The sequence below is a fragment of the Candidatus Schekmanbacteria bacterium genome, from assembly GCA_016219965.1.
GTDB lineage: Bacteria > Schekmanbacteria > GWA2-38-11 > GWA2-38-11 > J061 > JACRJM01.
The window spans coordinates 481,320-495,814 of sequence record JACRJM010000004.1 but is presented as its reverse complement, the minus strand read 5'-3'; the positions used below and the strand labels follow the sequence as shown (position 1 = coordinate 495,814).

Annotated in this window: 9 protein-coding genes; 4 read left to right on the top strand and 5 right to left on the bottom strand. The window is 41.6% G+C overall.

The window, feature by feature from the left end; genetic code table 11:
- Position 1: 1 nt before the first annotated feature.
- The 5 genes from cheB to HZA77_07560 form a co-directional block, all read right to left on the bottom strand.
- Complete coding sequence (gene cheB, locus HZA77_07580) at positions 2 to 1,099, bottom strand: chemotaxis-specific protein-glutamate methyltransferase CheB (protein MBI5375279.1); 1,098 nt, start codon at positions 1,097 to 1,099, stop codon at positions 2 to 4.
- Positions 1,100 to 1,128: 29 nt separating this feature from the next.
- Positions 1,129 to 3,282, bottom strand: coding sequence for a hybrid sensor histidine kinase/response regulator (locus HZA77_07575; protein ID MBI5375278.1), 2,154 nt, complete (start codon positions 3,280 to 3,282; stop codon positions 1,129 to 1,131).
- 64 nt (positions 3,283 to 3,346) lie between these two features.
- The gene (locus tag HZA77_07570) at positions 3,347 to 4,792 is read right to left on the bottom strand and encodes a CHASE3 domain-containing protein (protein MBI5375277.1); all 1,446 of its coding nucleotides are present in this window, start codon (positions 4,790 to 4,792) and stop codon (positions 3,347 to 3,349) included.
- 20 nt (positions 4,793 to 4,812) lie between these two features.
- Complete coding sequence (locus tag HZA77_07565) at positions 4,813 to 5,838, bottom strand: chemotaxis protein CheW (GenBank protein MBI5375276.1); 1,026 nt, start codon at positions 5,836 to 5,838, stop codon at positions 4,813 to 4,815.
- Between the two features lie 10 nt (positions 5,839 to 5,848).
- Complete coding sequence (locus HZA77_07560; protein ID MBI5375275.1) at positions 5,849 to 7,333, bottom strand: hypothetical protein; 1,485 nt, start codon at positions 7,331 to 7,333, stop codon at positions 5,849 to 5,851.
- A 326-nt stretch (positions 7,334 to 7,659) separates the two neighbouring features.
- On the opposite strand from HZA77_07560, the gene HZA77_07555 reads away from it, so the two are divergent.
- The 4 genes from HZA77_07555 (at position 7,660) to HZA77_07540 (ending at position 14,489) form a co-directional block, all read left to right on the top strand.
- The gene (locus HZA77_07555; GenBank protein MBI5375274.1) at positions 7,660 to 8,211 is read left to right on the top strand and encodes a hypothetical protein; all 552 of its coding nucleotides are present in this window, start codon (positions 7,660 to 7,662) and stop codon (positions 8,209 to 8,211) included.
- A 112-nt stretch (positions 8,212 to 8,323) separates the two neighbouring features.
- The gene (gene asnB, locus HZA77_07550; GenBank protein ID MBI5375273.1) at positions 8,324 to 10,192 is read left to right on the top strand and encodes an asparagine synthase (glutamine-hydrolyzing); all 1,869 of its coding nucleotides are present in this window, start codon (positions 8,324 to 8,326) and stop codon (positions 10,190 to 10,192) included.
- Positions 10,189 to 12,078, top strand: coding sequence for a hypothetical protein (locus tag HZA77_07545; GenBank protein MBI5375272.1), 1,890 nt, complete (start codon positions 10,189 to 10,191; stop codon positions 12,076 to 12,078). Before asnB ends, HZA77_07545 begins: the two co-directional genes overlap by 4 nt.
- 107 nt (positions 12,079 to 12,185) lie before the next feature.
- Positions 12,186 to 14,489 carry a vitamin B12-dependent ribonucleotide reductase gene (locus HZA77_07540; protein MBI5375271.1) on the top strand — a complete coding sequence of 768 codons (2,304 nt, stop codon included), beginning with the start codon at positions 12,186 to 12,188 and terminating at the stop codon, positions 14,487 to 14,489.
- Positions 14,490 to 14,495 lie beyond the last annotated feature (6 nt).

Here is a 14,495-nt window from a genome sequence, read left to right as displayed (position 1 = left end):
ATTATAGACTCCTATCATTTTTTTTGTTAACAAGAGTTAAAATCGCTCTTGCGATCTCATCAACCGGTAAAACATACTGTGCAGCGTCAAGCTCTATAGCATGTTTAGGCATGCTGAACACGATGCTAGTCTTCTCATCCTGTGCAATGGTAATCCCTCCAGCATCCCTTATTGCCTTCATGCCATCAGCACCATCCCGTCCCATCCCGGTAAGAAGGACTCCTATTGCGGAACTCCCGAATTGCTGTGCCATTGAATGAAACATAACTGTCGCTGAAGGACGGTGCCCGTCAACCGGGGATTGAGAGGAATATCTGAACTTCCCTTCTGAATCTATGATAAGATGAAAATTCTCCGGAGGAAAATAAACGTGCCCGGGCAACGGGAGCTCCCCCTGCCTTGCAATTTCAATCTTGACTTTACTCATTCCCTGAAGCCATTCCACAAAACCAAGCAGAAACCCTTCGCTAATATGCTGCACACACATAACAGGAAGAGGAAAATCCGATGGAAGTCTTAAAAGAATACGTTGCAGAGCATTTGGGCCGCCAGTTGACGTTCCAATGCCGAGAATCTTAGGAACAGTATATCCGGGAACAGCGATTATGGGTTCTGTTGTTTCAAGTCTCTTTAAAGGTTTCTCTCTTTTTTTTCTGAATACCTTAACACCTGAGAGTATTCTGATTCTGCTGATAAACTCTGCTGTCTGCTTCATATAATCTTCCTCGAGCCCGCTGCTCGGCTTCGGAAATACATCTACTGCACCTGCTTCTATAAGTTTAAAAACATTCTCAGATTCCTTTTGAACTGATATACTTATAACCAGTATTGGGCGGGGATATTCCTCCATCACTTCTTTTGTAAGCGCAAGTCCGTCGATTATCGGCATATGAAGGTCAGTGCAGATAACATCAGGGTCAACAATCGGAATAAGTTTTAGCGCCTCTTTTCCGTTCCTTGCAGTCCCAACAACCCTTATGTCAGGTGCTGCATAAAGCATTCTTTTCATGATAACGAGTGCCAGGGGGGAATCATCCACCAGGAGAACTTTTATTACCCGTATCTGTTCTTTTCCTCTCACATCATCCCATTCATTCATTATTTGGTCACCTCAATTTGTCTCCTCTTCTAAATAAGCCTCTTCAGCGTATCCAGGAGGATTTTTTGCTCAAATGCCGGTTTTGCTATATAGGCATTTGCTCCTGCCTCGAGCCCTCTTTTCTTGTCCTCATCTGACGCAAGCGTTGTAACGAGTATAACCGGCATCTCACTGCATTTCGTGTCACGGCGTATTTTTTCAGTAAGCGTCAGACCATCCATATTGGGCATCATGACGTCTGAAACTACAGCATCGAACCTGCGGAAAGCAAGTTTGCTCAGAGCATCCATCCCGTCAACAGCCGTGACAACCTCATATCCTGCGCTTTCAAGTATCCGTTTTTCCTGTGTCAGCGTTGTAATAGAATCCTCAACAAGCAGGACAACATGTTTTTTCAGCTCTTCTGCCATCTCTCCGGACTCCGGTTTTTTTGTCATCATAAAACCCCTTCTATTTCTGAAGACTTTTCTCATATCATGCGGATTCAGCACCATACACAACTCTCCGCTCCCAAGCATTGTAGTCCCTGAAATATTGGGAACATGCTTTAAAAGCGGATTATGAGGTTTAAGAACAATTTCCCGTTCATCTAAAATAGAATCAACTATGACGCAGAACTGATCATCAACTACTGAAATAATAATACAATCCAGACGCTCATCAATTTTTGCACTTTTACTGCCATTGATTTCAAGTATATCTGACAACCTTGCAGCGGAAACAGAATGACCGTCAATACTGACAGTTTCGCTCCCTTCTATTGAAAAAAAATTCTTCCCGGAAATCAGCCGGCAGTACCGGATAAACTCAACCGGAACAGCGAAAAGCATTTCATTCGCAGTAACAATGATTGCCCTTACAGTGGCAAGAGTTATTGGAAGTTTAATCTTTATGGTGCAGCCGGAGCCCTGCTTGCTCAATACTTCAATAGTTCCCTTAAGCTGTTCAACGTTGGTACGTACAACATCGAGTCCAACTCCGCGTCCCGATATTTCGGTTACGAATGAGCTTGTTGAAAAGCCCGAAGCAAATATTATTGACTTTATCTCTTCAGGCGTCATTTTTTCGACCTCATCTGCGGTATACAGTTTCTGCTTAAGGGAATTGTGTTTTATCTTCTCAATATCAAGTCCACTGCCATCATCTTGAATCTCAATAAAAATGCTGTTATCCGTACGAAATCCCCTGAGCGCTATCGTACCCTTTCTGTTTTTACCCATTTTTTCGCGTACATCCGGAGATTCGATACCATGATCCACTGCGTTACGAAGTATATGCATGACGGGATCCTTCATATCCTCGATCACTTTTTTGTCAGCCATTGTCTCACCACCTGTTATTTCAAACTTAATCTCTTTCCCGTACTCCCTCTCCATATCCCGCACCATTCTCGGGAAAAGGTTAAAAAGAGAGTTTAATGGAATAAGTCTGATATTACGTATGCCTTCTTCGAGTTCAGCCGAGACAAGCTCAAGCTTCGCATCATTCTCATATGCCGCATCTCTAAGCTTTTTTAAAGTTAATAGCACTCCGCCTGTCATTTCGTTTATACCCTGCAGCCAGCCTCCTTCCTTTCTCAGAACAAGACTTGAAATATCATCCAGCATCTCTAATGCGTGATTAATTTCAGCAAGGAAATGAGCCATTCTTGTCTTTAATACTGTGAGTTCCTCTGAATATGTCATGAGTCTGTCTAATCTTTTTGTCTCAACCCGAACGGTATCAACACGGTATCTATCAATACGGTATCCTCCCTCCTCATTTGACACTGTCAGCTCTTCAATATGCGGAGCATTGGTTTCTTTTTCAGCTCCACTTTTTAAAAGTTCTATTACCCCTGAAAGATCAACGCCTGAAGGCTCACCTGTAACCGCTTCATTAACTATCTTTCTAACTGCATCTATCCCGCGAAATATGATGTCAACAACAGACTGATCAAACTTCGTCTCCCCGTTTCTTACAGAGCCTAAGATATCCTCGAATCGGTTGGTTATCAGCTCTACATCTTTGACACCCACCATTCTAGCAGCCCCTTTGATGCTGTGCGCTTCACGGAATATAACTTCGAGAGTTTCCTTGTCATCAGGGTTAGTCTCAAGCTGAATGAGTCCCTTTTCTATCCCCTGTATATGCTCCTCTGATTCAACCCTGAAAAGCTCGCGAAGTTCTTTGTCTTTGATCATATCTGCCTATTCGCTATATTCAAAATTTCCAATCGCAGCTTTATCTTCCGATCTCCCGTCCGATTTAAACAAGTCTAAGCAGTTCCGATGACGACTCGTTAATCCTTTCTAATCCGATCTTTGTCTGTGTTAATCCAGCCGCAGTTTCTTTAGCTCCTGCATTCAGGCTGTTCATTGATTCCACCACCTGTCTTATTGCTGCTGCCTGCTGAGTTATGTTCAGAGTAATTTGTTTGAAATTTTCAAAGTTGCTGTTAATTGATTCCTTTACCCCTTTAAACATCTCAGTCGTTCTTTCAGCAACCCTTGTACCTTCATCAATTGTTTTTGTACCGTCCTCCATTGCCATGATAGTAGAATTCGTTGCCTTCTGAATATCAGCAACAATGTCATTCACTTTTTCAGCCGCTTTTTTCCCCTGGTCTGCCAGCTTTCTTACCTCCTGTGCAATGACATTGAATCCCTTTCCATGCTCCCCTGCACGGACTGCCTCCACTGCTGCATTGATGGCAAGCATGTTTATCTGCCCTGCTATATCAGTCACAAGTGTGGCAATACCGCCTATCTGTGCAGTCTGCTCACTTAGTTTCAATACCTGTTTCGAAACCTCGTCTGCTTTATCTCTTATGGAACTCAACCCTTTAACTGTCTCTTCAACAGTATTAAGACCATCCTCTGCAAGCTTTATCACATATTTTGTCGCTTCTGCCGCAGTCTCAGCCTGCTCTGATACTTTGCGTGACGATGTATCAAGCTCCTCCATTGTAATAGCAGTTTCGCTCACAGATGCTGCCTGAGCAGATGCAGTTTTTTCATGCTCAGTCGCGGTAACCGCTATTTCTTCAGCGGCAGAGTTAACATTGCTCAGGGACTCCTTTACACTTCTTGATATCCAGCCGGAAACAACGACAGCACAAATGATGGCAACAACTATTGAAAAGAGTAGTCCTGCAACAACAATAATATTATGAAGACTGATGGCAGAGTTTGCCTCTTCTTCCTCCCTGTTAAGGGTTTTATTTTTTTCTTCCCTGAACTCACGGACAATAGGCTTTATTTTGTCAAATATAGTCTTAGTATGGGCTTTATTAGCTTCAGCAGCTTCGTTGTATTTCCCATCATTTACAAGGGCAATAATCTCTTTTGCCTTTACATCAAATTCCCTGCATAAATTAACAGCATTGGCAAATTTTTCTTTCTGCTCGGGTTCTTTTATCTCGCCTGCCCTTTGCGAAATTGCTTTAATTTCTTCGAAAGCCTCATTATAGGTATCAATATTGCTCTTCTCATGGAAAAGAATGTATCCACGAAGTGTTCTTGCCATCTCTGAAGAGTAAATTTCCAGATCGCTTGCAAGAGTGGCATCGTTCGCAGAACTGATAAGAGCTGTCAGAGAATCCGACACTGTGACAACGCTCGAATAAATGAACATCGCAGATACAGCAAATACAAGTATCATAAGAATGTTGCCTAAAAATATCCTTTGGCTAAGTTTCATCTTACGAAACATTATTAATATCCTCCTTGTTTTTAAACGTTCCCGTTCACTATAAGCTCTCCATTTGAAATTATCCGGTCAAAGTCTATTAAACTTATAGTCCTTCCATTTAACTCCACAGTACCTGTTATATATTCGTTATCCATGTATTTCACAGCCAAAGGGGGAGATGTGATATCCGAGCTCTGAATTGATATTACCTCTGATACTTCATCTATTAAAATTCCAATATTGAGACCATTGTTTTCAACAACCATAACCTTAGTAATAACAGCAGATGGAGATGCCGGAATATTCATTTTCCCCTTCATATCTACAACGGTCAACACTTCGCCGCGAAGGTTAATATTTCCTGCAATATGAGAAGGACAGCAGGGTACAGGTGTTATGCTTTTAACCTCAGTAAACTCGCGAACTAAATTAAGATTCACAGCAAAGAACTCGTTCCCAAGACGGATGATGGCAAACGCTGTTGCTTCTGATACGTCCGTGTCTTCCATCTGTTGCAGAAGATTCTGGGTTCTCTTGTGAAGCAGCTTCAATTCATCAGGCGTTGCTTCCGGAAAAAAATGAGGATGGTCAGTCTGAAGTTCTTCAAGTTCTTCCACAGAGATTTCATAAGGCAGTTCGGTGTGATTTATCAGATTATTCAAATCAAGCAGCATTATGATCTCATCTTCAACCTTCGCCCCTCCTTCCAAAAAATGGGGGCTCGGTTTCCCTTCAGACATAAGCTGCGGGAGCCCCTCGATATCAGCAGAACTAATATCCTGCACCTGCAAAACATCATTAGCGACAATGCCAAGCATTATGTCCCTTATTTCAATCACTACAACAAAGTCAGTAATATAATAGCGGCGGGGTGTATGACCGAACCTTATCGCAAGGTCTATTACAGGAACTATTCTTCCGCGCAGATTGAAAACACCTATCATGCAGGTGGGCACTTCTTCTATGTATGTGATAGCTGGAAGGTTTACGATTTCGCAGACGAATTCACTTTTCACACCGTATAATGAACCGCCATAACGGAAAATAAGATATGAAATTTGCGTCATGCTTTGATCACTACTCCTTCGATTGAGACAAAATGCGTCGTACGTAATCAATAAGCTCTTTTGCTGTCATATGCTCATAAGGTTCAATAGTTGAATTTTCTGGAAGAAGCATAAGTGTTTTAAGCGCTGTTTCACGGAGTCTTCTTGCCCTCTCAATATACCTTTGAATTTCATAAATATCCGCAAGTTCAAGGTAAGCTGGTATATGTGCCTGATTAAGATATATTACTTTTTTAAGCTCATTCTTCGACTCTTCAAGTTTCCCTCTCTGCCGGGCTATATTCGACATCATGTAATGAGGTTCTGCTGCAAGTCTGTCAGACTCAATAGCCTTTCTTAGGAAAAAAAGGGCTCTGTCATAATCCCCCATATTTGCCCTGGCCGATCCAATAAGATAAAGGGCATAATAATTGTTGGGCTCTTCGATAAGCACTGATTCAGCTTTTTCGATTGCATCCTTGTAATTCATTTCCCTGTAAAGCAGAGATGCCTGCGATAAGAAGTCAGGAATAAATGATTGAAGTTTTTTCTTTTCTTTGAACTCAACGATTTTGCTTGAACTTGTCTTCGGATCTTCATGCATCAATACTTTTTGAGGAAATACTTTAGGTAATTCTGCGGATGCCGCTTTAGTCCGGCTTTCTGCAGCCTTCTCATATACGACAGATTCATCGAAAACCCTTGTTTTCAGGGGATCCATATTAACCGAGAAAAGCTCACCATGCCCTGTGATAAGATACCCGCTTTCATTTAAACTATTAGCCAGTTTTTCAGTTATTGTAGTAATTGCCTTTTTGTTATAATAAATAAATACATTGCGGCAAAGTATTAGGTCCATATCGTGAATACCGTTTTCGATGCTCGGAAATTTATCCCTGAGTAGGTCGCAGAAAGAGAAAGTTACCATCTGTCTAATGCCATCATTAATCTGGAACGTATTCTTCTTCTTAGAAAAACACTTCTTCTCCATATTCTCCGGCATAACCCGAAATGACCACCAGCCGTAACTGCCTGATATCGCTTTGGCAAGAAACTCTTTTTTTATGTCAGTCCCAAGAATCGTGATTTCCCAACCATTAAGACTTTGCTTCATCTCATTGAGAAGAATCGCCAAAGAATATGCTTCCTCACCTGTCGCACAGCCGGCGCTCCATATGCGCAATTCTCTGACCTTTTTTCTTCGCTCTATCAAAGCCGGCAGGATCTTCCCTGATAAAAGTGAAAACTGTCTTTTATCGCGGAAGAAATAACTCTCCCCTACAGTAAGCAGCACTGTCAGTTCACGCCATTCATCACTTCTGCTATTTGAAATTTCATTCTTCAGTAAAAGATAGTACTCTTCCGGAGTGACTAATTTATAGAATTCAATTCTAGACTTTATGACTTTTGAGAATTTTTCATGGTCGTGGTCTCTAAATTCCAGACCCGTATTTTTGGTTATCAGTTCTTTAATATTACTAAGTAGCTCTGCATCTAACACTTCATATTTGCTCATCAACTTCATCTTTTGCCAACTCTATCAGTTATATTTAAGTATTATGCATATTATTATTCTATTCCTCTTTTATTAATTAATTTAGATAAATAATAGCTCCAATATGTAACTTGTCAACACCTTTAGCATCTTTAGTTAAATTATTACATGTTATTTCTCAGTATTTCATTTTCATATATATTCATGATTTTTTAACAATTAGTTTGCACATTGACTACTTGGCGTATCAGGGTTTGAGGAATATATTCTCTATCTATTTTCTATACCTTGACATATAAATGGAAAGCCTTTATGAGTAATTTAAAATTTATATTTTTTTGAAAGAAATGCGCACATCTATAAAATACGCTGTACTTAGCCTGACAATATGCCTTATTGCCTGCGGATGTTCTCTGTTCAAAGGGAATGATGCAGGGGTTGAAAAACCTGATGGATTAGCAACGATTGCTATACTCCCTGCGGGCATAGAAATAAACAAATTTGTAATGGATAAAGACTATTCAAACTGCCAGGATGTTGTTTGTCTTGCCTCGCTTATAGATGGGGCAGCGCCGTACTATATCAACAGCGGAGCAAACGATATTCTTTTCTGCGACTTTAAGAGCAAGGCTTCCTCTCAATCGTTCAGCGTTGAAATTTACAAGACTAACTTCATATCAGATGCAAGGACGTTCTTTGACAATGCAACCAGTGTAAATGCAAGTCCCCTTGACGGGATTGGCAAAGCGGCAAGGCTAGACGAAGGACTCATTGGCACTTACCGCATCGAAGCATACAAAAAAAACTATTTTGTACGAATAACCACCTCATCAAAAGATGAAACCATGAAAGATGAGATAGTGAAGTTTGCAAAAGAAGTAGTCAGCAAATTTCCTTAAATATCTTTTCAGATTTCCGCTTTCTCGTGAATTGCTTCAGTCGCTTTAAAATTTGTACTTTTCCAAAAAAAACCTGCTAAACTAAATCAATATATTTTTATCTTAAATTACTATGTGCGGAATATCAGGCCTATACTATTTTAGTAAAACAGCCAAAGCTGACAAAAATATTGCTCTCTCTATGTCGGCAATGCTTCGCCACCGCGGGCCTGACGAGGAAACAAATCACACAAGCGGCAACATTTCACTTTCAAGCAACAGGCTTGCAATAATCGACCCTGCAAACGGAAGACAGCCCTGTTTCAATGAATCAAAGAAAATCATCTCTGTTTTTAACGGCGAGATATACAACTTCAGTGAAATCCGCTCATTGCTTATGTCCAAAGGGCATGTATTTCATTCAAATTCTGATTCCGAAATCATCCCCCATCTCTACGAGGAACATGGTGAGGAATTCGTAACTAAATTGAGGGGAATGTTTGCCATCGCCCTTTTTGATGAAAGTACAAACAGGTTCATCCTTGCGCGGGACAGGATAGGAATCAAACCTCTCTACTATACAGCTTCAAATGAGCATGTAGTTTTCGCATCAGAAATAAAAGCTTTGGAAAAATTTCCGGGTTTTAACCGGGACATTAACCATTCTTCAATCATTGACTATTTCTCTGCCGGATACATTTTGAACCCAAAAACAATCTATGCATCAGTTAATTCAGTCCGTCCCGGCCATATCATAATCGCTGATAACGGAAAGCTTATAGAAAAAAAATACTGGGAACTCTCACCTTCAGAGTCACCGCTATTAAAAGACGATATGATTGAAAACGAGCTTTTAAGAATATTGGATGGTTCTGTGGCAAGTCATATGCAGAGCGATGTACCTCTCGGTGCTTTTTTAAGCGGAGGCCTTGACTCAAGCATGGTCGTCTCCCTTATGCACAACAAATCAGATGAGCCGGTAAACACTTTCACAGCCAACCTCTGGTATCTGAATAGAAGCGAGACAGATGCAGCAATACAAATGAGCAGGCTCTGCAAAACAAACCAACAGGAATTAAAAATAGACAAGTCCGTGATACCCGAAATCATTTCCATTGTAGCTCACATGGATGAGCCTTTTGCAGATTCATCAATCGTACCGGCATACCTCATCTCCCGCGAAGCCGCAAAAAAAGTGAAAGTTGCACTCTCAGGCGACGGAGGCGATGAAAACTTTGCCGGCTATCCCAGCTACAAGGCTGACAAGATAAGAAGCTACCTCGCCATGATTCCTCTCATAACACCTATGAGCGGGGCGGCCGGCGAAATCATAAGCTACGTCAATGCTGATAGAAGGATAAATAACTTTTTTTCCGGAATCCGGATGGAGACTGCAAGAGCGCACTGCCACTGGAGGACTGTATTCCCCGCTCATGAACTTGATATACTTTTAAACAGCGATTTAAAGAATATCTCCAAAGGCTATGCTGCTGAACAGTCCTTTATCAAACATTACCGGCAACTTGACCCTAAAAATGATGATGAAGACATATTGAATAATCTTATGGCATTGGATATAAAAACATGGCTCGTTGATGACATACTCAAGAAAGTCGACATGGCGAGCATGGCAAATTCACTTGAGGTGAGAGTGCCCTTCCTTGACAGCGAATTCGTTGAGTTTGCGGCAAGTGTTCCTTCAAGGCTTAAGCTTCACGGATTCAAAAGCAAATATATTCTGAAGAAAGCTGCAAAACGTTTTATACCGGTCAATATAATCAACATGAAAAAAAGCGGTTTCAACATGCCGCTAAAAAGACTCATAAGGGAAGATTTGAAGAGATTAATCACAGATGTAGTCCTCGATGAAAGCTCAAAAAAAGACCCGCTGATTGATTTTAAATTCACAGAAAAGCTCTTAAGCGAGCACCTGAAAGGACATAAAGACAACAGCCAGAAGATCTGGACCATTTTCTCTTATCATATATGGAGGGCGCATTGAAATCAAAAGCCCTCATATTCCTCACAATAGCGTCAGTCTTCATAATTTTCAGACTATCAATACTTCTTACATCCCTTGACGTTATATATGATTCAGAAGAGCTTTACCGCGGAGCAATAGCAAAGGAATTAATTACCGGAAGGATACTTCCTCTTTTTGATTATCTTTATACTGATTACGAAGGGGGCTCGCTTATCATGGGAATGGCTGCTGTTCCCTTTTTCCAGCTCTTTGGCGAATCATATTTTGCACTCAAGCTTGTGACGTTCATAATCTCGCTTGTTATTTTCACGCTCTGGTATTTTCTGCTTTTGAGATATTTCGGCAAAATTTGCGCCTTATGTTTTTCAGCCATCGCTATATTTCCGGCGCCGGGACTGCTCAAAATCTCACTTACATCATGGGGAAATCATTTTGAAAGCCTCCTCTTTACAACTGCGGCACTTTCCCTTTTACTTGCGGCATATGAAAAAGAAAAAAAACGTGCAGACTTTTCTTTGATTATCTTTTTCGCAGGACTCATAATTGGCACAGGGATATTTTTTTCCTACTCCATTGCGCCTCAATTGGCGGCTCTTTTTTTCTCTATTCTTGTCATTAATTGGGGGGATTGGAGGTTCTTAAAGAAAAGTATTTTACCTTTGCTGTCGGGCGCTATCTTTGGTTTCCTGCCGGGCATTTATTTTAATCTTACGCACGACTTTGCAGGATTCAGGATCAAAGGAAAGTCCATCTCCCAGCTATTGGCAGAGAGCAGTGAGAGCACATCGTCACTAGCGCGCTTAAAGGATTTTTTTATAAATATCATCCCCTCTTCCCCCTGCTACAACAGCGACAGCATAATAGACATACATTCTCCACAGCTATTGACCGCTTTTTTTTATTTCATATCAATCCTGATACTAGTAAAGGTAGTAAAGGGGACGCAACCCTTTTATAAACTCCTTAAAGAGAAAAAGAGTGAAAGCAGAGGAGCTATTATTGCGCTCTTTCTGATATTCTACATTGCTTTTTTCGCGCTCACCTACTCTTTGACATCATTTCAAATAGGCCAGGGATATAAGGACTACTTCGGATTCAGATACATGGCGCCAATCATGTATGTCTTCAGCATTGCCATGGCAATCTCAGCTTCGAGCCTCATAGCAAACAGATTAAAATGGAAAAAATGGGCAGGGATAATGCTGGTGGCACTTTCTGTATTGCTCAACATTAATTATGACTTCAGATTTTTAAATTTTAAATCTCCTACAAGCGCTCTTTCATATAAAGGATATAACTATTTCTGGCTTGGGCAGGTAGTTACATTCAGATATGGATTTAATGACCTTTCCCATTTAATAAAACTTTCTGAAAATCTAAATCTGGGAGCAAGAGAGGAGTACACAGAAGGACTCGGGTTCAATTATGGATGGGTATTCTTGTCCCGGGTTTCCGAGGAAACTCCAAAGCTTGCAGCGGCACCTTCTGAACTTAGAAATTATTTCTACAAAGGGCTGGGGGAGAGTTTTTCATATTATACAGGTGAAAAAAGCAATATGAACACACTTCTAAAATTCGCAACGGAAACAATACCTGAAATGAACAGACCGTATTTTTACAATGGATTTGGGAAGATTTTTTCATTCAACGTCAGAGAAAATTATGAAAAGTTCTTCAGCGGTTTTACTGAGCATAATGCCGCCGTCTCATTTTTTGAAGGAGTCGGTGAAGGGATTGCTGAAAATAACGGCTTTAACAGGGAGACCATCAATGAAAATATTCTAAGCTTCTCCCCTGACAGTATCAGCCCTGACCTTATCAGTGCAGCAAATAAAGGGGCTTTATCAAGACTTCAAAACGCCCTTATGGTACCTAAAAATAATCTCATAGCGGATACCAACTAATTAATTGACAGCCGACATATTGTGCTGTATATAATTTGTAGACACTATATATTGTAGTTATCCAATTTTATTTCATATTTAAACCGGCAGTGGGGGAGGGAAACAGTATGTTCTCAGAGAATGCCTTGACAGTACTCAAGCGCCGTTATCTCAGGAAAAACGCAGACGGGGAGGTAATCGAAGAACCTGATGACATGTTCCGCAGGGTCGCCAATACCATAGCCGCGGCTGAGAAACTTTACGGCAAGAGCAAGAAGGAAGTGGAGAAGACTGCGGAGAGTTTTTACAACATGATGATCAACAAAGAGTTCATGCCCAACAGCCCTACCCTCATGAATGCAGGAAGGGAGCTTGGACAGCTTTCAGCCTGCTTTGTTCTTCCTATTGATGATTCAATGGAAGGAATATTCGAGACAATAAAGAATACTGCAATCATTCATAAGACCGGCGGCGGAACGGGATTCTCTTTTTCAAGATTGAGACCTGCAAATGATGTTGTTGCCTCAACCAGCGGGATATCAAGCGGTCCGATATCATTCATGGAAGTATTCAATGTTGCAACTGAGACAATAAAACAGGGGGGCACGAGGCGGGGAGCCAACATGGCGATACTGCGAGTTGACCATCCTGATATTCTCGATTTCATTTCATGCAAGAAAGATAATAACAGGCTTAATAACTTTAATATATCAGTTGCAGTCACAGAGAGGTTTATGGAAGCAGTAGAGATGGATGAGGAGTACGACATTATAAATCCACGTTCCAGAAAACCTGTCAAAACGCTTAACGCCAGAAAAGTCTTTCAGATGATAGTGAACCTTGCCTGGAGGAATGGAGAGCCGGGGATAATATTCATAGACAGGATCAACAGGGACAACCCGACACCTGAACTCGGCGAGATAGAGAGCACAAACCCATGCGGTGAACAGCCTCTTCTCCCATTCGAGTCATGTAACCTGGGCTCAATAAATCTTTCCAGATTCGTGACCGACGCCAAAGGCGAGCCGTCAATAGATTACGGCAGGCTCAGTGAGACAGTGCAGACAGCCGTACGGTTCCTTGACAATGTCATAGATGTAAACAAATACCCTCTTTCAGTAATAGAGGAGATAACAAAGGGGAACAGGAAGATAGGGCTTGGAGTCATGGGATTTGCCGACATGCTCATTCAGCTTGGAATATCCTACAGTTCCGATGCAGGGATAAAAACCGGCAGAGATGTAATGAAGTTCATAAAAGATGAAAGCTTGAAGGCATCAACAAGGCTTGCCGTTGAGCGGGGCTCATTCCCAAATTATGACAAGAGCAAATTCAAGGAATCAGGAATACCGTTGAGGAACGCCACCCTGACCACCATCGCTCCCACAGGAACGATAAGCATAATAGCTGAATGTTCAAGCGGGATAGAACCTCTATTTGCCATTTGCTATTACAGAAACGTCATGGACAATGATAAACTTGTTGAAGTGAATCCCACGTTCTTAGAAGCTGCAAAGAAGATGGGATTTTACTCCAAAGAACTGATCGAGCAGATTGCAAAGGAAGGAACTCTCAGGAACATAAAAGACATACCTGATGAGATAAGAAAGATATATGTGACAGCACATGATATCACGCCTGAGTGGCATATAAAGATGCAGGCCGGATTCCAGAAATACACAGACAATGCTGTTTCAAAAACTGTAAACTTCCCGAAGGCAGCAACACAGCAGGACATTGAAAAAGCCTACCTCACAGCTTACAAGTTAGGCTGTAAGGGCGTTACAGTTTACCGCGACGAAAGCCGCGACGCCCAGGTGCTGAACATTGGCGAAAAATTAGCAAATAAAAAAGAACTTGCACCAAGACCGCGCCCCCATATGACATCAGGGTTTACAGTAAAAAACAAGATAGGCTGCGGCAATCTCTACGTCACTGTGAATGCCGACGAGAATGGTATATGCGAAGTCTTCACCAACACAGGCAGAGCCGGCGGATGCCCGAGCCAGTCCGAAGCCACAAGCAGGCTCATCTCCCTTGCGTTGAGGTCCAACATCGACATTGATGAGATTATCGAACAGATGAAAGGGATAAGATGTCTTTCCTGCATAAGGAGCGACAACAGGGAAGCCAACGGAGGAAAGAAAATCCTCTCTTGCCCTGATGCAATAGCCTGGGCAATACACCAATCAATTTCAAACGGCAGAAAGCCGGCCAAAGAGCAGGAAGAAACGCAAAAGGGAAAAGAAAAACAAGTAGAGGCGGAATTGGTTACAGGACCTCAGGCAGCTCAGATGGCTGAGGCTGTTATAGTATCAGATTCGACATCAATGCAGATGAGTTATGTCCCCTGCCCTGACTGCGGAAGCTCCCTTGAGATGGAAAGCGGCTGCGTTGTATGCAGGTCATGCGGATATTCAAAATGTCATTAAATAAAT